The organism is Shewanella sp. 10B (assembly GCF_023475885.1).
Lineage (GTDB): Bacteria > Pseudomonadota > Gammaproteobacteria > Enterobacterales > Shewanellaceae > Shewanella > Shewanella mangrovisoli.
The window spans coordinates 37,443-58,539 of sequence record NZ_JAMDJO010000011.1 but is presented as its reverse complement, the minus strand read 5'-3'; the positions used below and the strand labels follow the sequence as shown (position 1 = coordinate 58,539).

Below are 21,097 nucleotides of genomic sequence, written 5' to 3'. Positions count from 1 at the left end.
GAATAGGGAGATCCTAATGACATAACCAATATTAAACGGCAGGTGTTTTATGAGCGTAGCTATCAATCTTCATCAACAAGTAGGTACTCACGATGAGTGGCTTGATTTCGTCCAGCCCGGCTACGACAGCAATGGTAAGGCAAACTTTCTTGATGCCAATGGCGAATTGGTAGAGGGGATCTATACCGACATTGAAAACGAGGTCTACCACGCCCTCGATGCTCAAAGCTCTACAGGCATAAAGACCTTCGCCAAGGGGCGTCATCACTATTATCGACAATATCTATCTGATGTTTGTCGCGCCAGAACAAAGCAGCAAACCTACACCTTTGATGCTGGTACTTATGGCCACATGCGAGTTCTTGAACCTCATAACTTCCATGGAAAGTTCCTTCGAAATCCTGTCCTAGAGGATTTTGAAGATTTAACCCCTTTGGAGAGTATTGACCAACTCAAAGAAGCCTTGGCGGAGCGAGGAGAAGCCGTATCTGGTTCCAAAGCAGTATTGATTGAACGCCTACATGCGAGAGACCCCAACGTGCCGATTTTTGAGAAGCTGCGTGAAAAGGCGATCGTCGATTTTCTAAGGCTGCATTACCCGACATTTATCTATACAAATGATGAATTAAACAGCGTTGCCAACCTTTACGGAATAGCAACTACGTTAACTAGGGATAAGAAAATTGAAAAATTGTTGGCTGTTAGCCCAGACCAGTTAATTTTTGAAAATTTAGTTGAAAAACACGTTATCGATCATATTGTCTGGGATGACGCGAAACGCGTAGAAAAGAGCACTCGAGCGCACCCAAAGGCCGATTGGCTATTCTCCGATGGCTACCCCGAGTTGACAGTGATCGCTCGCTGTAAAGTCACAGGAATGATGCTCAAAGTTCGATTTGACTGGCTTCGATTTGATGCAATTGCCGTCGACTTAAAGACCACTCAATCTACCAACCCAACTAAGTTCGCATATCAAGTCAAAGACCTTCGCTATGACCTACAACAGGTGTTCTATACCTATGTCGCCAATCTGGTTGGTATCCCTGTCGAATATTTTTGCTTCGTCGCAACAGAATATAAGGATGCCGATAACTGCGAAACCTATGAGCTATCTCAGAAAATGCAAATGGAATCTAGAGAGGAAATGTTTGATTTACTGAATGACCTCAAAGATGCCTTCGAAACGCAAAATTGGTATGGACTGACTAAATCACGAGCTACTTGGGTGATAGAGATTTAGTTGCCGGTTCCACAACTGCGGTTATCGTGATTGTAATAAGGTTTAGGAGTAAAGAAATATGGCTATTCCATTTCAAGAAATATACCAAAGAAACTTTGATTATCTGCTTACTCAGCAAGCGGATAAATCCATCGACCTCAATGAAGAGATCGGGTTCCTAACCCACCTAATTGTCAGCTCGATGGACTCGTATCAACCGATGGTGAACGCCGCTGCCTGGTCTGTGAGAGAGGTTCTAGTCACTCTTTGTCGTCTTGGTTTATCACTTGATCCTGCCAAGAAGCTTGCCTATGTGATGATGGCCGGTGTTGAAACAGCTGAACCATATTTGAAGTTGCATCCTGGGTACCGCGGGGAAATTGCCATTGCGACAAAGTTCGGCGTTATTCAAAACGCCACTGCAACTCTGGTCTATGAGCAAGATCACTTCCGCTTACAGCCATCAACAAACGAAGTGGAGCATTTTGTCACTTCATTGTCCATCGACCCTGCTGTTAGGGGGCTATGCACCGGTGGATATTGTCGAAGTGTTTTAACCAACGGCAGCATTCACTACTCATACATGAGCATCGAAGAACTTGACGCCATTGCGCAAAATCAGATTGAGATGACAATGGGTAATACCCCTTGGAATGGGATCTGGCTTACTGAAATGCGCCGTATCGCACTTTACCGTCGAGCTTCTAAAGATTGGCGCCAGATGATGAAAAGCACCCTAATGGATACGACTTTACAGGCACTCGCAGCCGTCGCTTAAGAAAGGTGATCACTATGAATATGATTCAAAACATTTTAGACCAAATTGTTGAACAGCTATCACTCGACGACAGCCAACGTGAAGATTTGCAGGCACTCACAGCAGATCTAAGCCCTACATTCGAGTTTGGCCATGATTGCTATAGCCTCAAAGATGTTATGCCTCACAGCTTGAGTAATGCTATTGACCCTTACAGAAACGCAGGCCTATCTTTGTCTCCTCGATATGTCACGCTTGAGGCAAAATATAACGAATGCAATTTCAACTTTGAGTTTGAGATCTCCCACACCTTTGTTGGCTTGGCAGAGCTGCTGACGCAACACGCGGCTATCGCCAATGTGATCGTAAACCCGGTCTATGAAAACGATGAGCTACAAATCGATCATGGACAACAAATGGTTTACCACACCCCGGCCACTGAAGTATCTAAATTGCAAGGCCTGTATTGCATTATCGCGCTAAAGAATGGTGAATCCTTCATGTCACAAATCTCATTCGACGAAGCTCGACAGGCGCTATTAGCCAATTCGGAACAACGCCTAAACGGTGTCAATCCTTACACCACTGATGATAAGCAAATGGAGTGCTACAAACTCAGTTGTTTGCGTCGTTGCATCAAAGTGATTGCAGCTCATAACAATTTTGAACACGCTGAGTTTATCAACACATTGGTCAGCATTCATGACCAGCAATTCAAAGTTGCGAAAGAATTGAGAAAAGTGATGCCGTTGCACAACCACAAATATCGTGGCTGCTCTAAGCAGCCTAGCCAGATAGATAAACTGTTCAAACAACAGCAAGGCAATACTGTTGTTCCCTTTGTAGAGCCCTCTTCTAAAGCCAAGAATTCCGATTCTGATAAAAACAGTCTTATCCTCGCATTGGACGATTCTGACCTTGCTTCATGGTGTAACGATGAATTTGGAATGGGGTTCTAAGATGGCTGAATCCTTTGTGAGTCACGTTTATGTGCTTAAAAAGCCGCAGAACAATATTGTTCGTCTAATGCTCGTCAACCTTGGTGATTGTTGCTACAGCATCCAGCGCACTGTACTGGTCAATGGTCGAACCCAACAGTACAAAAACAAGAAGATTTGGTGTTCGCTGTTCCAGGTCAAAGAAGAGCTCGAGCGCCTGATCTTTGAATATGAAGAAAAAGGCTTTGAATTGCGTAATGAAATCAAACTACACCCCAGTAATGACACATTAAACTGCTCATACAGCGCTACAACGACAGTAGCACCTTCTGACGTAGGGATTCCGGTTAAGTCTACAGACATCCCGGTGCATATTGATGTCGGCTTCGACCACATTAAAATTTCGGACCTCCGCTACAACACAGGATTAGATAGTGATTCTCTGGTTCAATATTGTTCTTCATACAGGAAATCTATTGCTTTCCTACCATTTACCATGGTGGCCATTATTTCAGGAAATGTCATTAAGATCTTCAGCTTGAAGTTCAACAGCTTCCCGATGCCTGGTGATCCATTCAAGTACATTTGCAAGCTTGGAGTTAAAGCCTCTAATGATTTCTCCATTTGTGATGCTAGAGCTCTGTCTCAGGACTATATTCAAACAGACATCATCGCCGTTTTTTCTCAAACTGGCGGTGTATGCTCCATCCAGTACCACTTTTGCGCTAACTGGATAAAGATGACCCTGTTCGCCCAATTGAACCCCACAACCGGTAAGCTTATGCTTTACGCGATGAAAGATGGTCACTATCACCAAATCTATCATTTAAACTCATCGTTGCTCAGCCATAACCAAAACGCAGAGTTTATGATGAAGATAGACGGAACTAACCACGCATTTGTCGACGCCCACTTCCTACAAAGACTTTCTTACAACGAATCGGTCTCTGAGATCTAAAAACCTCCCTCAGTTGCCGCTTCAAAAAGGCTAGAGAAAATAGTAAACATTGTAACTACTTAGGAGTTCGTTCATGTTTACTATTCCTCTGACTCAGAAGTCACGAATCCAAAATGTTTGCAAACATGCACGGGGAAAGATTAACCCCATTTTTAACCAATTGCTGGTTAACGCTTCTACCGAGACAGGCCTAGTCACATTTAGAGCTTCAAATGGCACCCAGAGCATCTCGTTTGAAATCGAAGGCAATATAAAGTCCAACTGTAACTTCACCCTCGATGCCAAACGTCTTCATACAGTCCTAGACGCCCTCAGCGGCGATTCTGTGCAATTTAAGCTAAACGACGACCATGTGCTGGCCAGATCTGGTAAAAGTCGCTTAAAACTGGAACTAGGGGCTGTCTCAGCCTACCCAGATGCTCCCAAGCTGAATAATTGTCTTACAAAGGTTACCTGCTCTATTGGCGACCTATCGGGATTATTCAACTATGCGAGCTATGCTGCCGGTAATAATGACGTTCGCTTCTATCTGAACTATCTCAGCCTTCATATTGAAGCTGCTACGCAGAAGCTTACTGTCTGCGCCACTGATGGCCACCGCCTGTCTCAACTATCTTGTAACTCACTATCGTGTGAAGGGGGCGGTCATTTTCTCACTCCATTATCGCTTTTTAATGCGATTCTATCTCAGGGATTGAGTAACCAAACGGAAGTCATCATGGAAATCAGTGAATCAATGATCAGACTCCAATCCACTGACATCACAATTGTCTCCACGCTGGGGGATGGAAGCTATCCCGATGTAAACCGCGTGATCCCTGCAATTGGTCACGACTACATTCAGGTTGACTTAAAATCGTTTCGAAGTCTGGTACAGCGGTTACATTCAGTAGCAGCTTTGGAAAAGTTGTCTGCACTTCGACTTGAAATCGATACATCCTTGACCATCTCTGTAGCCTGTTCTGGGAACAATGAGTTTTCTGAGGATATGGATGCAGAAATCCACTGTGCACCATTAACTTTAGGCCTCAATGCCAGCTATCTAGCAGATGCGCTCGCAAGGCAATCAGGAGAGTTCGTAAGAATTTACCCTAATGGAAACAATGCTGTTCTCCTATGCTGCGAGATTGAAGAACTTACCACGCTAATAATGCCCACTCGCGTATGATTGCCCCCCAGACCCGGATGAACCTTGTTCATCCGACTTGGACAAGATGTGCTTTTCGGATATGAATGTCTTAAATACACAGGTACTTGTAACTAAGGGGAAATAAGAAGATTAAAAAAGGCCGCTCTGGTTGAACGGCCTCTAAAGTTATGAATCTAGAATTTTCTGTAGCCCGACCACTTAGATGGATTGTTAAAGGGTTGGCCTTTAAGAAGCAGTGGAGCCCCTGACAGTTCTTCAATAAGTAGGGAGCTTTCACACTCATCGTTAGAATGGCTATTTTTTGACTGTGGAGCTACAGAGACCTTACCTTTTTCTGTCTTGTTTTCCTTGGTTTCAGTATCGCCCTTATCACGCAAGCAATTTATCCACCAAACTAGATACAAGAAAAAGACAACTAGGGCTATCCATACAAACATTACAAATACCCTCCTCAATTCATCTAAGTACATCATCGCACAGGCTAAATTTTCCGCAACCCCTAACGCTCGTCTAAAAAAACTGCGGTCAACAGGGGGTACTGTGTCTAAGTCAATCTGCAACTAACTTAGCCTGAAGAAGGGCGTCTGTTGGTACCTTCATTCCAGTGATTGAATGAAACTTACTAGTTGTTCCATTTGGGCTTCAGTTACAGGGGCGCTAGTTGTTAGCTTCAACTTACCCTTTTTGTCTTGTTTTAAAACCCAACTGCCCTCACCTACTCCTATTGTCGTTTGGTTATTTACAGGCTTTTCTACTTCTGCTAACAATTCCAGCTGCGAGAGCATCATGGACGGCGTTGTCACAGGTATCTTGAGCTTAGCATTTGCTTTCAAGCTTTCCTCTGTTTCCCCGGATTCAGACAGCTTCTTCCACAACGTCTTTAATTTGATCGCCTGTCTTAGAGTCCAAGCATCTGATTGTTTAGCACCATTTTGTAGCAGCTTCGGAACAGCGGCGATCGCAAAGCGGTCTTGCATTGTCTGTCTGCTCATCTTGTGTTGCTTAGCGAACATCTCAACTGTTAGTGATTTATCAGATGATTGTTTTTTAAGGAATTTATATCTTAGATAATTGCTATCCGTGATGACGTTAATGTCTTTTCGGCCTTTGTTTTCTGTTGCAGCAAGATAATCAGCATCATCATCATTCATATCTTCGTAAATATCTACAGTCAAAGGAAAACCCGCCTCGATACAGCATTCGCGTCGACGGGAACCAGCTATCACCTCAATTTTATTGCCAACCATTCGAGCATCAACAGCCTGACTATTGCCACCAGTCTCCTTGATAAGAGGAAGTAAATCGCTAATATCTTTGATGCCGAAGTTACGCGGGTTCCCCTCATACAGAGTGGTCTGACTTGCGTTAGTTGTAACTCTAAACCCTTTTAGCGTTTTCCAAGGTAGTTTCTTAGTAATATTGTTTCCAGGTTGCTGCTTACCTGGTTCTTCCGATGGATACCTTGCCGTATTTGCTGCTAGCTCTATCAGCCCTAGATCGATTGCTTTGCTCATTTTTCACTAAACCTTAATCTAATTGCGTACCACGTTGATATGCAACGCTTCTTTCACCAAGTGCCTCAGATAATAACAACTCATACATAGCGCGTTTAGGGTGTTTTGCATCATTTAGTGCCAGTCCAAACGGTTGTAACTGCTGAACAGCTTTCACAAATCCAATAACACATGAGGAAAGGCTGCAATAAGGCAAAAGTGACTTAGCTTCTTCTTTGGCCGATTTAATGAGATCCTGGCCATTATGTTGCGATAAAGCCACAAGCAGACGAGCGTCAATACTGTAATCTGGCACTGAGTTACGAATAAACATTTCTGTTTCTGCAATAACCTTAATCGTAGGCGCCAACTGCTCCATATCAGCAAAGCAGGGTTGAAATGGCATGTATATCACATCAGCGACAGTTATTCCTGTTTTGAAAGCGCGGTTTTCATATCCGCCGGTGTCCACCACCACAACATCGTAAAATGTATCTAACTCTTGCAAATCTTTAGCAATATTATCGTCAGGACGCTTCAGTTCGCTTTTGATGAATGGCACCTGCTTCGCTTCTTGCTCTGCATTTTGTTCATTGTAGTCATTCCGTCTACGTACATTGCTATGGCAGGTTTCATTCGTATCGCAATCAACCAAACACACTTTCTTCCCTTTATGTGCCGCAGCGACCGCTAAACCATACGCTGTCATAGACTTACCACAACCGCCTTTCTTGTTTGCTAACAAAATAACTGCCATTTTCTGAAACTCCCTCGATTTTCGATAACTCATAATAAAGGCATACGATTTCACAATCAACATCCATTTTGTACAAACATAATGTTTTTTCATTATACTTTATGTTTCTGATTCTGAATTCAAACATCTGTAGCAACAACGAGTGTCATACGCGTGAGACATCTCCTATCTAACTCTGGATAACTGCAATTAGTGTCATACGCGTCTGACATCTCCTAACGAACTCTGAATACCTGCTCATAGTGTCATACGCGTCTGACATCACCTAACGAACTCTGAATACCTACTCATAGTGTCATACGCGTCTGACATCTCCTAACGAACTCTGAATACCTGCTCATAGTGTCAAACGCGTCTGACATCTCCTGACGAACTCTGAATACCTGCTCATAGTGTCATACGCGTCTGACACAGCCACCAGGTTGCGGGTTATTAACCCTGACTCAAGATTGGAAATATCAACTAGTTTTGAAAAGGAGTAATAGAGATGGCAAATAGCAAGCAAGAACTGAATGAAACTCTGGCAAAAAGTTTGGTCAATCTAGGAACGATCGAAACAATGAGCATAGTTTCAAGGTTTCTTCTATCAATAGCATTCAATCAAAATGTATCGTTTGACTTGAATTGTTCACTAGGAAAACTTCAAGTCACCCCTGCCCTCGCAAATACTGTAGATGGCCAAGAAATGAGTGAAAGCGAAAATCACTCAGGCTAAAAGTCTTATAGATAGAGAACCCCCCTCAAAGTTGAGTAATCAAGAATCACGTAGAATAAAATAGAAGCGCCCTGGGGCGCTTCGTTTAATTGTGTCACCGAGGCGTTGTAAAAGAAATGGGCTGTTAAATTGAGATAACAGCCTAAAGGAAACCTTATGCTTTACGTACAATAAATATTCTTGAACATGTTCCACAAAATTTGGATGACTACCAATACGGATTAGACCTCCCTCCCCTCGCCCAGAATTTCCATATCTACAGTGGAAATTGATAGTTACAAAGTAACAATGGTACACCATTGAAGATTCAATCAAATATGAACTTTCAGTCTTACTGGCACAGTTGCACCTTTTAAAACTAGTGAGAACATTTAGTCATCTGAACAAATAAACGAATGTAAAGGTGACGAAATGACCGAGCAAGCGACTACAGAAACAAGCAACACAAGAATTCCTCTCAGCCAGATAGACCCGGTTGTATTCGGTAACTATCGCAGCAAGCGTAACCCTGTGAAGTTTGACGAATTGAAAAAAAGCATCCAAAAAAGGGGGGTACTACAATCAGTATTACTTCGCCCTGCTGGTGACCGATTTGAGCTTGTTGCTGGCTTTGGTCGCTTTAACGGTTCAGTAGAGCTAGGGCTGCACGACATTCCAGCATTGATAAAACCCATGTCTGATGCAGAAGCAATTGAAGCTCAGATAGAAGAAAACCTGAACCGAGAGGACTTGAGCCTAGTCGATGAATGCAAAGCGGTACAGCAACTCTCTGCATTCTACAATGGTGATCGCCAAGCAATTGCTGACCGTTTATGTTGGCCAATGCGAAAAGTAAATGAGCGGATCGAGATACTAAAGTGTTGTGAAGAAGTATTAAGTGCTGTAACCGAAGGTACAATCACGGTTGGCCACGCTCTACTATTAGCCCCGTTCTCTACCAAACTTCAACAAGGCACATTGAAGAAGATCATTACTGAGAAATGGACTGTTTCTTATCTGCGTCAACGGGCATCAAAAGGCCAGCAGTACCTTTCATTCGCTAAGTTCGATACCAATGAGTGTAATACCTGCTCACATAATAGCGCAGCACAGTCTGGCCTGTTTGGGCTAGATGACCATAAAGCAGCTTGCTCAAACTTGAACTGCTTCAAAGATAAAACTGCAAGCTGGCTTGAAACACGAACAGCAGAACTTAAAGATGAATACGGCACAGTGCTACTAATTCAACAGATTGATGAAGCTGACAGAAACACCGTTGATGCCATTTCAGTAGGAGAAGATCAGTTTAACACTGGCTGTCAGGCTTGTGATAAGCGAGTGATCTTGATTGATGACCGCCTCGGTCGCGTTACAGGGACAACCTACCAAAACCAATGTATTGACAAATTATGCTTCAACAGGTGTGTTGCTGCATTGAATCCTCCCATTGTTGAAGATGAAAAAGCAACAGAGAGCCTTGACGTTGAAATTACCACAGTCTCAAAAGACGTAGTTTCATCAAAGAAATCAGCGGACAAAACTAACCAGAAAAAAACGCAAACTGTAAGCTGCCAAATCCCCAAAAAGGTGATTGAAACAAATAAGGCTATGCTTCGTCAGGTATCTGCTGAGTTGTTACTACCTCAAGAACAATTCCATCTGGCTTTAAGTTACGCAGCTCTGCGTAGAACGGCATCAGGATACAAGCCAAGCAACAACCATTTTGATAGTGCTTCAACCTTCGACACCAATCTATCAAAAGCTTTAAGTGCTGACTCAGCAGTGTTAAAAGCAGAGATTGCAAACGTGATCGCATTCCTCGCAAAAGAAGATAGTAACAGCGGCTTAGACTTCACTCAGATGATGATCAAGAACATAACCCATTCTGAACACGCAAAAGCGGCAGCTATTGCCAAGTGGACGCCTACTAAAGAGATTTTGAATGAATATACTGTTGGTTCATTAACCGCGCTCTGTATCAAAGCTGGTTTTGATAAGGCTATGGAGAGCAAAGAAACTAATAGCTTTAAAAAGGCGTCAAGTGCTGGCAAGGGCAAATTCATCGAGACAATCCTCAAAACAGAATTTGATTGGAGAGGCTTCGCTCCTGACGAATACATCAAATTAATCAAGTAACCAACACGCCCTCGGCATAAGTCGGGGGCAGTTGCGGCTTCAAGAAGGTAGGGCAAGATGACCCTATCAACTTACTTATTTGAACGAAAGAGAACTTGACCATGCTTAATCAACTAACTCAATTAAACACAATTGGTGGCGCTGAACGTCTGAACTTTTCAATCGCATTTTTGGGTAACAATAAGGCCAGAGTGGTACTGACTTCCAAAGTTCAAGACTCTGCTACAGGTGAGCTAGCCGAATTGCTCAAACGTCCAATCGTTGTTACTGGCTCTCTCAGTGATATTGATATGATGCTGACAAACGAGTTATTCAATCTCGCTGAAAGTGCCGAGATTATTCAAGCGCCACTGACCCAAACAGCACCTCAAAGCACCCCAGCTGTTGAACCAGCGTTCTCAGACTCAGTAAAGGAGAGTGAGACTGACACTGAACTAGATGACGAAGAATCACTTTAGGGATAAGGAGCTAACCATGATCTCAGCAGCTACGATTATCAGAAAATTTAAAATAGGTGCAGCAGTGATCGCCGACCCTGCGCCAACGGCAGAACTAGAGGAAGTACAACGCATTCTTACCCAACAGTTCCCGATGATAAGGCACACACGGCTCTATGCCGAGGACGGTGTATTGTCTGATGACGCAACCGAAATTCTATATGAGTTTCAATTGATACCCGTTAAAACCAAGGGGTAAAAAATGGATAATTGCCTCTTAGCATGGAAAAAGAAATGCAAAAAAACGCTGGATAAACAGAAGAAGGCAGAGAGCAGCGTAAAGGATTACCGATTGCTCGCTACCAAGATTAAACTGTTACCTGTTAGAACCCATCACATCGAGTCGAGGCATGTGCCTCCATTGGGTTAACCTATCGGCGTCTGATTAAAATCAGACGCTTTTTTTTGCTTTTAGTGCGGAACAATCTGCCGTCTATTCAGGGTTGCGGGATCTCAAAAGGGGTTTAAATTTGAACTATTAATCAGCAATAAGAGTGTTCACCATGAGCGTCAACCCACCAAGATTAAGCCACGTTAACCGCATTTGGCATAGTAAGGCCACAGGCTTAAGCGCCCCTAAACTTGGGAAAGTAAAGACGATCAATTCAACCAAAAACCAAAGACTTTTAAAAAATTCCTCATTTATCGCGGATATGTTGCAATTCGGTATTGAGAAAGGATATTGCTCACAGTCGGAGGTAGCAAAGACTCTTGCTATCAAAGATCCAACAAAACAGCTAGTTCAAATCTGTGAACTGTTAACGGATCAAATATGGAACCCGTTTGCAAGCAAAGTGCAAACCATTATTGAGACACAACATCAAGCAATTAGGCAGATCATAGCGTCTGCTATCAATGATTGGCCAGAAAGCGAAAAGGAATCCTTCTTAAAAGGCTACGATGATGCGCTTTCATACCGAAACGGAATGGCTGACTTAAAGTTTGGGATCAATCTGGACAGTAGGCTTCACGGTGATTCCTATGAAAACACTCTTAGTCCAAGAGTCACCTTTAATTCAGCCTATAACACTAACTTTGATATTGAATGGTTGCGCTTTAATCCACGATTAAAGACCGGGTTATATTACTTTGTTGAGAGCATTATGCCATATCAGTTTGAAGCCCCGATATTGGAACTGACAGACTTCTCTGCAAACTGGTTTCTTGAAGAAACATTTGGCGAGGATGAAGAATTACTGCGCCGCATTAAGCCAATTTACGAATATATCAATAAGCATCCTGAGTACACGATAGAAGAACTCGTAGAGGCATTAAAACTTGATGATGATGTTGAAACATTTCTTACTGACTACGGCGTCGAATACCTTATCAACAGAGTAGAATTAGAAGAACATAAGGAAGTAGTCGCTAAGTATAGAGCGCAAAAACATGATGATGTGATGCGCGCAATGGGCGGTTTAGTGAAAAGCCACCCAGCATTAAAGCCGTTACTGAATGCCTTTTCATATTTTAAGAGCAACATTGGGAAGGTTCATTTCCCATTTGAAAATCAGTCGGATACCGAATCAGAGTTTCAGCTATTTTTTAGCTATGGCCACCAAGCAGAATCCGAAGTCATAGACGCAATCACCGAAGATTTTTGGCAAAGAGGGGAGGAAGCGGCGTTGGGGTTGGTATTCTCACAAGACTGTGAGCAATTTTTCCATAACTACTCTATTTCTTCGTGCATCGTGGCCTTGATGTTCACTGTGTTGAACTCAGTTGCCGAGTAGCGAAGCGACGATACCATTAAGTTAAACCAAATTTCAGATAAGGCATAAAAATGAATATCCTGCAAACTAACACTAATACGCTTGTTGAACAATTCATTGGTCATTCAATCAAAGACGAGATAGAGATTAACCCACAATTCGCCTTAGTGGTTCATGGTAACACTAGCGGCACCAAAACCTATATCACGCGTCACGATGTAATAAACGGCGCCCTTGGGATTGCACAGCACCACTCAGCGTCAGATCTCATAGATTCTCTCAATAACCTGTCTGTAAAGCCTCAATTTAAGCATGACCCGCATCAAAAAGGATTTCTGGCCTCAAATGTGTTGCTTAAAAACTCAAACACAATCATGTGGCACACATCACGCCAGACCCGAACCCTTTACATGACGACTACCGCTTATAAAGTCCAGTTGCCGCCACTGTTGTTCTTCTATTCAACGATTGGTTCAACGCTTTCTGTGTACGCACTACCGTTTAACAAGCGTCCAGAATTGAACACAAAAATTTATCGTTCGCCGTTTTTTAATGTTTATGAAGATTGCCGAGTCTGTCTTGGCTCAATGAAAATGCCAAGCCAAATTAGCGCTGATACCATCAAACAAATCGAGGAAGAATTTTTTAACACTCGGTTTACTCACTCAAACTGCAAGCAGGTCTTACGCAAAAACCAAAGTGTTGAAGCCTTTTACGCGAAGAAAGAGAAAGCAGGAGACAAGATCCTAGTCTCTGAACTGCAACCTCTCGGAATCACGTTAAACGAACTGATAAACAAGCTGGCATAACCATTATGATCATTGATGAAGATACGATCTTACTTGCTTCTCAAGCCCCTTATTTGACAGTATCAAGCTTGGCTTTTAATTACATCAAGCTAGCTAAAATTTACCAGCTAAACGCGAGCTACTGGCATGTAGAATCATGGGATTACTTGATTATTGAATCATTGTTTCACCTATCTCGCCTGGCACGATTAGAGCGCGTTCACCCTCAATACGCCAATATGCAGGTTCAACAATGGGCGAGGTCGCCCTCACATGCCCAATGCTTGCTATGGTACAGCCAGCTTAATAATGCTGTAGAAAAAGTATTGGCAATCAGCAGTCTTAAACAATAGCCAATATTGTTCTGCTTTCCTGGGAACGTTAAAGCAGGGTAGGGCAGTGGCGCGAAATAGCGGAGGCCACCAACCTGACCGCCGGGCATCTTTTAGCCATTGACGGATTTGGTAAACTAACCTCATAGTCGATTAGTCAGGGAATTGCAGATAACGCTAATAACTTTTCATATTTAACAGCCATGCTGAACGTGATTGATACCGTGGAACCCTTGAAGCAGCTGACTGTTCAGGGTTCTAGTATTCGTGGACTTAACCTTGTTTTCACTGGCAAAATGCAGCAAAACCGCAATGCTATGAGCGCAAAAGCTGAATCCCTTGGAGCTAACGTCCAAAAAGGGATTAGTGGTACTACTGATTACCTTGTTATCGGTGAGAATGTTGGAGCTACAAAGCTCAATGCAGCAAAGGCTAAAGGAACCAAGATCATTACTGAAGCAGAGTACGAGCAGATGGTCGGTTAGTAGGGTAGGGCGGCGTGGTATCCACCAGCCGCCATTTTTCGTTGTTGAGGAATATGTATGTTTACCGGATTTTCACCAACCATATTCAGTTTTTTTGCGATCTTCACTGTCCTGTTCCTTTATGAAGGTATTTTGGAACTAATTGCCAATAAACCTATGCCACCAGATAAAGTCATGTATTTGCTGATGTTGGGCTTTATTTATTGCCTATTCAGATTGCAATCGGTCAATGCCGTACCTTCCCGTATTCGTCAATCAAGCACCTTACTCGCCTGTATTGGCTTCCTGCTAGTAGGGTTTTGGTACACCTATGATTACATTCACCCCTCAAGCATCGTTGTCGTCACCTTGAGTCCATTTGAAAAATGGTGTTGTGTGTTGTTTGTTCTATTCGCGGTACTCATTACCTGGAAATCCGATAACACATGGCGACTCGATGGTGTTCCTAACAAGTCCGGCCTATCGTTTGGCGTAGAAAAGTCAGGGACAATGGAGATTATTAAGCTTCATTTTAGCGGTACAGAGCAAAATGTGATCCACGGTCTCAACGGGCTTGCTGGATATTGCCACCTGGTCAATGAAAATCGCATGATAGAACTACGATCCCCTTTGCTCTCTAACCCTCGCTATGTAAAAGCCATAACATGGAAATTGGAGTCAATCAAAGATGTTGATTTACAGTGGTCTATAAGCACGACTCCTTATGCTGCATCTACGCTAAATCGTCTATGTTACGCCTTACTATTCTCTATAAAAACATTGAAGTTCAATTCGAATTTCTGGAAGGTTGCTCAGCAAGATTGGAAAGTTATGACCATCAACTCAAAGCAGTAATTCCAACACGGTTGCGGATTACCAAAACAGCTTTACCTTTAAGTATCACTAACTTAAAAGTAAAGACTCATGCACTATTCATTAAGCCCCTCACTACTGAATAAGCCAATTAAAATCGCCCTCATAGGCGCAGGCGGCAGCGGTAGCCAGATAGCCACTGAGCTATTCCAGATGGACTCACTCTTACGCCAGCTATCAAATCAGGAAGTATATATCGATCTAACCCTCTTTGATGGTGATGATGTTTCTATCTTCAATGTGGGGCGCCAGTGCTTCTACATGGGTGATATAGGCCAGAACAAGGCAGAAGTGTTGATCAATCGCTTTAACAGCTTTGGGGGCACAGCATGGAAAGCACAGCCAAACTATTTTACCCCAAATAAGACTCTCATAAATGACTATCACCTTATCATTACAGCGGTCGATAAGGCATCATTCAGAGTGGAACTTGGACAGTTCTTCGCTTCCAGCAAAAATAAGTCCGAGCTATTATGGCTCGATGTTGGAAATGGTAAGCACGATGGTCAAGTGGTATGCGGTCATGCCACGCCAGAAATACTAAGTTCCTTTCGACTACCCAACGTATACGACTTATACCACACCATGCTTGAGCAGATTGATGACAACAAAGAAGATCAGCCTTCCTGCTCAACTGAAATGGCATTACAGAAGCAAGACTTCGGCGTTAATCGTGCAGTGTCAGCTCAAGCCACTCAAATAATTTGGCAACTACTTCGATATACCAAGATCGAGCATCATGGAGCATTTGTTGATGTATTGAGCGCATCGGTTCAGCCAATGAAAATTGATCCGCAGGTGTGGGCTGTATATGGCTATGGAGTTAACGAATGACCTCAAACCCTCAAATCGCTCGTGCTCACAACGCGGCTGAACAAGCCGCTAGAGGTTTCGGTTTTACTGACTACGCCTAGTTAAACCAAAGCAACAATGAGCAGGCAAAGGCAGCAGCAAGAGCTGCCTTTGATATAGCCCTATCTGATTATGCAATGGATGAGTGAATAACTCCTCAAATCCCCCAGTGTTAAGACTATCGCCTCAAACTTAACCATCCAGCTAAATCCACCAGCATCATTACGCGCAAACACTACCTAAAGCGACATGTCTGTTTATCCGTGTGTCATCCCAAATGCTGAACCTGGCCGGCTACCACCAAAGCTTGCTTAACGTGAAATGAGCCCTCACCAATACCACTTCGATAACCATTCGCAACTATGATTTTTCCTCGCTAATTAACACCTTTCCCCGCGCAGTAGCCGAATTTTCAAACCGTGTTTTCATTGTACTCAGATTGATTTACAGATGATGAAAACGTTATGGGTGTAATGCAAAATATCGAATACGTTGGCGGTCAAATGGGCTTTTTCTTTGGTGATCAAGCCGAGCTAGCCGAGTTTATTCAGCAATCACAGCAACATAAGAAAACCAACTTGCGAGTTCAAGTAAAGGCTAACGATTTCTTTGCGCGATTCCCTCTTAAAAAAATTGGCGTGGTTACTCGCTATAACCTCAACGTAGCCGCTATTAAAACGCTTAACCACCTTGAAGAAGCAGGAGCAGAAGCCACCCACGACGATCAATTAAAACTCGCTCAATATGTCGGCTGGGGCGCTTGTCCTCAAGCATTCGATCCAAACAATGACAAGTGGGCTAAACGCTACAACGAGCTAAAATGCCTGCTCACACCAGAGCAATACAAGAAAGCGCAGCAATCGACGCTCTCAGCGTTCTATACGCCCGATTTCTTATCTGCCGCTATCTATGACGGCCTGATAGCTTCTGGCGTCGATACAGGCTCTTTTCTCGATACCTCAGCTGGGGTCGGTGGATTGATCCGCACCATGCCTAAATCACTCGTGGATAGCTTCAAAATCCATCTTGTTGAGCAAGATCAGATTTCATCTGCAATTTTAGAAAAACTATACCCAAGCGCCCAGGTACATAATTGTGGCTTCGAAGAAGCCAAGCTTAAAAAACAGTCTGTAATTTTCCATAATCCACCATTCGGCCAAGCGCCTATTTTTGACCGCCAAAACACTGAGTTCAGTGGTCTAAGCCTGCACAACTATTTCATGGCTCGTGGCGCTTCCCTGCTTGCCGAGAAAGGTTGGATGATTGCTATCGTGTCGCGCTCCTTCATGGATGCAAAATTATCTAAAAGCCGCGAATTAGTTGCTAAATACGCGACTTTAAAAGGCGCGGTTCGTCTACCTAAACAAGTCTTTGAAGTCACCACGGGCGCAAACGCCACCGTAGATGTGTTGGTATTTGAGCAAGGCGCAGACTCAAACCCTAATTGGACGCAATCAGTAAACGTTACTGATGAACAACAAAACGACTATCTCATAAATCAATATTTTATTGATAACCCTGATCGCATCATCGGCAAAATGAAATGCCTGTCGCAGTTTCAGGGCAACAATGTTCACTGCGTTGGTGATGACCACTTCGAAAGTGCCACAACAACAGCGATAAAAGCGCTATTTGCCCCGCTTTCATTTGAGGGCCGTATCACCGAAGCCACCAGCATAGCACCAGCTTTAAACCCACAAGTAACGATCACAGAAAAGGCCGGGTGCCGCATTGGGTCTTTTGCTGTTGGCTCAGATGGTGAAGTTTACCAACTGGCTGAGGATGATAGTTGGAAAGATACGGAGTTCACTGGCACCGCCAAACTACGCCTTATCAAAATGTGCGGTATTCGTCACGCCTTAATGACCTTGTTAGAAGCAGAGCAAAACAATCATGTAGAAGATGAATTCGACACTCTAAGGGCCGAGTTAAACGACCGTTACGACGCCTTTGTCAAAGCACATGGTTTTATCCATGATACCGCTAATCAGCGAGTGGCAAAACTAGATCCAACTAACTACAACTTGCTATCTCTTGAGGTCAATTACAACGCAGGGTTAACCCAGGCAGCGGCAAAAAAACTTGGGATCGAGGCCGTCAAAGCTAGCGCCAAAAAAGCAGAAATCTTTTCAAAGCGCGTACTGATGCCATGGTCTGCGCCGACATCTGCAAACACTGTAGAAGATGCCCTAATAGCCTCGATGAATGTCTACGGGTTCATCGATCTAGCATATTGCGCGAGACTACTTTCAATCTCCGAATCAAAATTCATAAATAACAATGAAGGCCTGTCTATCTTTAACGATAACGGCAAATGGGTAACCAAAAACGTTTTTCTATCCGGTGACGTGAAATCAAAACTGGCAGCCGTATCGAGTCTTAGTTGCTCTAACGAAGTCAAAGAACGCTATCAGGCTGCGTTAATGCCAGTGATCCCTTCTGATGTAACCTTTGACCAGTTTAAAACACATTTAGGCGCGTCCTGGGTTCCTGCTGACGTCTATCGTGAGTTCGTTACATTGCTGTGCGGTGACAAACTTCATAGTCACACTCAAATTGACATAACCTATGCTGCTAACCAATGGCATTTCCATTTGTTCTGCCTACCGTACCAGTTAGAAACGCGCTTAGGCTCAGACTCTGCCTATCGTTTTAGTAAGCTTTTCCCTTGTCTAATGAATGGCCGATCCATTCAGGTCACCCTCAAGGGGGAAAACGGGGGCCGGGTCGTAGATCAACAAGCAAGCCTAGAGAACGAACTAAACAGCGAAAAGATTTTGGCAGAATGGGATGCTTTTCTTTTGGAACGGTCGGACATTCAAGCCAAATTGACGAGCATCTATAACGAGAAGTTTAACCGACTGGTGCGCTTGAACGCGTCTGCAGATGTACTCGCTTTGCCAGACAGCAATCAAGCAATCCAATTACGCGACCACCAGTTAAACGCCGTCTATCGCGCTATTTGCGAGGGGCGTCTGTTAATTGCTCACGAAGTGGGAGCCGGGAAGACTTTTACCATTGCCGCGCTGGTTCATGAGTCAATCCGACTAGGCCTTAAGCAACGCTGTATAATTGTTGTTCCAAATCACCTAACAAGCCAATTTGCATCTGGTTACTTGCAACTATACCCACAAGACCAAATCACGGTTTTATCGCCGGATGACTTGAGCCCTAGCACACGTAAAGCAACACTTATGCGCCTTAAAACGGGCGCGAAAGTCGTGATTTGCCCCGAGTCATCTTTCGCCTCAATCCCTGCTGATGATGATATCGAGCAGGAAATTATCGAATTTGAACTGACCAAGCTCGATACGGCGTTATCTAATCTTAAAAAATCGGATGCGCGTTTCACAGTCAAGGGTATCGAAAATAAGAAAGCCAAGCTCAAAGAGCGCTTGTTAGAACTCGGGACCGACAAACGTAAATCGGGCTTGTCTATCTCTGATCTTGGCGTAGATATGCTGGTACTAGATGAAGCTCATTATATTAAGAATCTCGCCTATGAAAGCTCTCGTTTAACCAATGTCCGGGGATGTGGTACCCCCACAGGTAGTAAGCGCGCATGGGACTGGTATTTAAAGATCAACGTTCTGAAACGTAAAAATGAGAATGGCCTTGGTGTTTATTTCTCAACCGGTACCCCGATTTCTAACACATTACTTGAGGCTTATACGTTCATACGATACCTAGATGAAGATTTGTTGCTCGCGCAAGGAATAGAATCTATCGATGACTTTGTATCATGCTTTGCTAAAATCAGCAGTGATTTTGAAGTCGCCGCCACTGGTGCAGGCTTTAAAACAGTTACCCGCTTGCGCGAATTTGCTAATCTGCCCGAATTGCAAGCCCTTTGGGGGTCAATCGCTGATTGTGTTAATGAATCAGAGCTTGCGGCATATTTGCCAAAGCTCATTCATAACAATCAGCTCTATGCTGCAATCCCCCCCGTCACTGGTGGTATGCCTCGGCAGCTGGTTGTAGAGGCGACAGAAGCACAGCTCGCCTACTCAAAATCTCTAGTCAAACGAGCCAAAAACTTTAAGGCCTCGCCAATCGAAAATGACAACATGCTTGTTATAATGAGTGAAGCTAAAAAAGCAAGTGTCGATATGCGACTCTTATTGCCTCACACACCGGTTGATGAGTGCGGCAACAAGATCCTAGCCTGTATTAAGATCACCGCTGAAAAATACCATGCGACCACCGCTGAAAAGGGTACCCAAATTATATTCCTTGATATTGGGGTGCCAAATAGGGACGGGCGCCATTGTGTATATGACCAGATCAAAGCAGGTCTGATCGCTCAAGGCGTAAATCCCGCCGAGATTGTCTTTGCTCAAGATTTCAAAACGCCATTGCAAAAGACAGCGCTATATAGCAAGTTAAACACTGGTGTTTACCGTGTCATTGTGGCGTCGACTTCAACGCTTGGCTGTGGTGCAAACGTAAACCAACGACTTGTAGGGATCACTGTTCTAGATGCCCCTTATCGCCCCTCAGACCTCACACAAAGACTAGGCCGGGGCATACGCCAGGGTAACCTCTTATATCAAGCGAACCCTGATACCTTCACGCTCGATGTAACTTTCATTGCGACTAAGAACAGCCTTGATAGCTTCCTATTCCAAGTGCTAGAGAACAAACAAAAGTTTATCTCGGCGTTTAATAGCGCTAACACAATTTCAGCTGTTGCAGATGATATTTCAAATACTGAACTCACCTTTGCGGAGCTAAAAGCCGAAACATCGGGCTCTCCACTTGTCCTTGAAATGGTCACACTCACGAAAACCATTCAACGCCTAGACGCAGAACGTAACGCCTATATTCGCGATCAGCGTAATGCCTCATGGGAAATTGAGAACTCCCAAATGGCGATTAGTAAATATCAACGCCTTCTTGATGGTGTAACCCAGGATATGGCCTCTGGTAACCATACTGTGCAAGCAGGTGACCAATTCTGCTACATCAATGATGCCTCTTTAACCTTCAATAAATACACAGAGGCCGCGAACAATATTTCTGAAACATTGGCACCGACCTTGGAATCTATAAGCCAGGGCTTTTATAAAGACCGCACCATCAAGTTAGGGAAGTTTGCAGGATATGAGCTATCGGCTAAAGTTGAGGGCCGCAGCGTTTCATTAATCGCGAGCAGTAAGACTGATTACAGATTTTCTTTGGATATGTCCAAGGCCTCTAGTATCGGTCGACAAATCCTCAATACAATTAACTCGTTTATCACCAACTTTGATCAGCAAATTGAACGCTTTAGCACTGAGATTTCAACTAAAGTGGCTCGTTTAGCAGTGGCTAATGACCACAAATATAGACGATTCGATAAGTTAGACCAACTGCTTGAATGCAAACAGCGCATGATCGAGCTAAAACAGGCAATTAGCGAACTAGAGAGGCAAGGTGATACAGATGCGGGTAATGATATTGACGATATAGTGATAACAGACCTTGCAGCTTAGGCG

The 21,097-nt window shown here is 43.7% G+C and carries 18 protein-coding genes; 16 read left to right on the top strand and 2 right to left on the bottom strand.

Features of this window, described 5'->3' with window-relative positions:
- Positions 1 to 49 precede the first annotated feature (49 nt).
- From M0415_RS20365 to M0415_RS20345, 5 genes are all read left to right on the top strand, one after another.
- The gene (locus M0415_RS20365) at positions 50 to 1,240 is read left to right on the top strand and encodes a PD-(D/E)XK nuclease-like domain-containing protein (RefSeq protein ID WP_123115335.1); all 1,191 of its coding nucleotides are present in this window, start codon (positions 50 to 52) and stop codon (positions 1,238 to 1,240) included.
- A 58-nt stretch (positions 1,241 to 1,298) separates the two neighbouring features.
- Positions 1,299 to 1,997 carry a recombinase RecT gene (locus tag M0415_RS20360; protein WP_086903412.1) on the top strand — a complete coding sequence of 233 codons (699 nt, stop codon included), beginning with the start codon at positions 1,299 to 1,301 and terminating at the stop codon, positions 1,995 to 1,997.
- Positions 1,998 to 2,011: 14 nt separating this feature from the next.
- The gene (locus tag M0415_RS20355) at positions 2,012 to 2,935 is read left to right on the top strand and encodes a recombinase RecT (RefSeq protein WP_123115237.1); all 924 of its coding nucleotides are present in this window, start codon (positions 2,012 to 2,014) and stop codon (positions 2,933 to 2,935) included.
- A gap of 1 nt (position 2,936) precedes the next feature.
- A complete protein-coding gene (locus M0415_RS20350; protein WP_086903414.1) occupies positions 2,937 to 3,872 on the top strand; it encodes a hypothetical protein in 936 nt (311 codons plus the stop codon).
- A gap of 73 nt (positions 3,873 to 3,945) precedes the next feature.
- Positions 3,946 to 5,040 (top strand): DNA polymerase III subunit beta, encoded by a 1,095-nt coding sequence (locus tag M0415_RS20345; RefSeq protein WP_123115238.1) that lies wholly within the window; start codon positions 3,946 to 3,948, stop codon positions 5,038 to 5,040.
- Positions 5,041 to 5,618: 578 nt separating this feature from the next.
- Here the strand turns inward: M0415_RS20345 and M0415_RS20340 are convergent.
- Positions 5,619 to 6,536 (bottom strand): ParB N-terminal domain-containing protein, encoded by a 918-nt coding sequence (locus M0415_RS20340; RefSeq protein WP_086903417.1) that lies wholly within the window; start codon positions 6,534 to 6,536, stop codon positions 5,619 to 5,621.
- 13 nt (positions 6,537 to 6,549) lie between these two features.
- Complete coding sequence (locus M0415_RS20335; RefSeq protein ID WP_123115240.1) at positions 6,550 to 7,365, bottom strand: ParA family protein; 816 nt, start codon at positions 7,363 to 7,365, stop codon at positions 6,550 to 6,552.
- Between the two features lie 394 nt (positions 7,366 to 7,759).
- Between M0415_RS20335 and M0415_RS20330 the strand changes: the two genes are divergently transcribed.
- From M0415_RS20330 to M0415_RS20280, 11 genes are all read left to right on the top strand, one after another.
- A complete protein-coding gene (locus M0415_RS20330; protein WP_086903419.1) occupies positions 7,760 to 7,987 on the top strand; it encodes a hypothetical protein in 228 nt (75 codons plus the stop codon).
- Positions 7,988 to 8,398: 411 nt separating this feature from the next.
- A complete protein-coding gene (locus M0415_RS20325; protein WP_123115241.1) occupies positions 8,399 to 10,102 on the top strand; it encodes a PRTRC system ParB family protein in 1,704 nt (567 codons plus the stop codon).
- A 101-nt stretch (positions 10,103 to 10,203) separates the two neighbouring features.
- The gene (locus M0415_RS20320) at positions 10,204 to 10,560 is read left to right on the top strand and encodes a hypothetical protein (RefSeq protein WP_123115242.1); all 357 of its coding nucleotides are present in this window, start codon (positions 10,204 to 10,206) and stop codon (positions 10,558 to 10,560) included.
- A 16-nt stretch (positions 10,561 to 10,576) separates the two neighbouring features.
- Positions 10,577 to 10,798, top strand: a complete 222-nt coding sequence (locus M0415_RS20315) for a hypothetical protein (protein WP_164489345.1) — start codon at positions 10,577 to 10,579, stop codon at positions 10,796 to 10,798.
- A gap of 304 nt (positions 10,799 to 11,102) precedes the next feature.
- Positions 11,103 to 12,332 (top strand): hypothetical protein, encoded by a 1,230-nt coding sequence (locus M0415_RS20310; RefSeq protein WP_123115244.1) that lies wholly within the window; start codon positions 11,103 to 11,105, stop codon positions 12,330 to 12,332.
- A gap of 50 nt (positions 12,333 to 12,382) precedes the next feature.
- Positions 12,383 to 13,120, top strand: a complete 738-nt coding sequence (locus M0415_RS20305; RefSeq protein ID WP_249556663.1) for a hypothetical protein — start codon at positions 12,383 to 12,385, stop codon at positions 13,118 to 13,120.
- 5 nt (positions 13,121 to 13,125) lie between these two features.
- Complete coding sequence (locus M0415_RS20300; protein WP_123115246.1) at positions 13,126 to 13,452, top strand: hypothetical protein; 327 nt, start codon at positions 13,126 to 13,128, stop codon at positions 13,450 to 13,452.
- A gap of 182 nt (positions 13,453 to 13,634) precedes the next feature.
- A complete protein-coding gene (locus M0415_RS20295; RefSeq protein WP_086903426.1) occupies positions 13,635 to 13,916 on the top strand; it encodes a BRCT domain-containing protein in 282 nt (93 codons plus the stop codon).
- Positions 13,917 to 13,973: 57 nt separating this feature from the next.
- Complete coding sequence (locus tag M0415_RS20290) at positions 13,974 to 14,750, top strand: hypothetical protein (protein WP_123115247.1); 777 nt, start codon at positions 13,974 to 13,976, stop codon at positions 14,748 to 14,750.
- A 69-nt stretch (positions 14,751 to 14,819) separates the two neighbouring features.
- On the top strand, positions 14,820 to 15,602 hold the full coding sequence (locus M0415_RS20285; RefSeq protein ID WP_123115248.1) for a PRTRC system ThiF family protein: 783 nt from the start codon (positions 14,820 to 14,822) through the stop codon (positions 15,600 to 15,602).
- Between the two features lie 482 nt (positions 15,603 to 16,084).
- The gene (locus M0415_RS20280; RefSeq protein ID WP_249556665.1) at positions 16,085 to 21,094 is read left to right on the top strand and encodes a helicase-like domain-containing protein; all 5,010 of its coding nucleotides are present in this window, start codon (positions 16,085 to 16,087) and stop codon (positions 21,092 to 21,094) included.
- Positions 21,095 to 21,097: the final 3 nt, after the last annotated feature.